1 protein-coding gene is annotated in these 973 nt (G+C 72.9%); it reads right to left on the reverse strand.

Annotation, left to right across the window (positions count from 1 at the left end):
- Positions 1 to 29: 29 nt before the first annotated feature.
- Positions 30 to 719, reverse strand: coding sequence for an HNH endonuclease signature motif containing protein (locus JDV09_RS23300; RefSeq protein WP_221371515.1), 690 nt, complete (start codon positions 717 to 719; stop codon positions 30 to 32).
- Positions 720 to 973 lie beyond the last annotated feature (254 nt).

Here is a 973-nt window from a genome sequence, read left to right on the forward strand (position 1 = left end):
ATTCAGTGCCGCCCCTCGGTCCCTTCCTCTCAGAAGGGTGGGGGGTCGTCGCCGTAGTCGGGTTGGTATCCGGGTGGGCGGGACAGGGATTGGGTTACGTTGTCGGCGGCTTGTTGGCGGGCTTCGCGTTGGGCTTCTTTGCACATGGGTGGGCGTGGTTGTGCTTGGGATCGCTCGAGTTCGCGTTGGAGGGCGTTGAGGCGGCGTTCGCGGGTGATGTGGGCGGCTTTGGCTTGGGCGCGGGTTTGGCGGCGGGTGGGCATCATCAGGGTCCGGCCGGGGGCCGGTGGTGATGGTGGTGTGGGTTTTCGGGGTGGGGGTTCGGTGGTGGTGTTCCAGTGGGGGAACAGCAGGGCGGTGAAGGGTTTGGTGGTGTAGGTGTGGCCGGTGGGGGTGGTGACGGTCAGGGTGCCGTCGGGGTGTTGGGTGTCGGTGAAGCCGGGGTGGAAGGTCTTGATTAGGTGGTGTAGGCGGCAGTAGCACTTGTTGTTGGCGGGGTGGGTGGCTCCGGTGGGCCAGGGGTCGGTGTGGTCGATGTCGGCGGTGATGGCGGGGCGGTCGCAGCCGGGGGCGCGGCAGGTCAGGTCGCGGGTGCGGATGAATCGGTCCAGGGCGGCCGATGGGCGGTAGCTGGTGCAGGGGGGTAGGTCGGCGCCGGTGGTGATGGGTCGGATGGTGGCGCCGGCGGCGATGAGGTCGGCCAGCAGTGCTGGGGGCACGATGGTGCCGGTGGTGCCGGGGATCAGCGCCGGGGCGGGCCGCGGCGGAGGGGGCGGCGGGCCGGTCGCGGGGTCGGGGGGCGCCGGCGGCGATGCGGTCGGCCAGCCGTGCGGGGGCCACGTTGGTGCCGGGGGGGCCGGGGATCAGCGCCGGGGCGGGCCGCGGCGGAGGGGGCGGCGGGCCGGTCGCGGTGTCGGGTGCGGGGTCGGGCGGCGCCGGCGGGGTGGGTGCCTTGCTATCGGCCGGTGGGTCC

Source organism: Mycolicibacterium xanthum (assembly GCF_019710635.1).
Lineage (GTDB): Bacteria > Actinomycetota > Actinomycetes > Mycobacteriales > Mycobacteriaceae > Mycobacterium > Mycobacterium xanthum.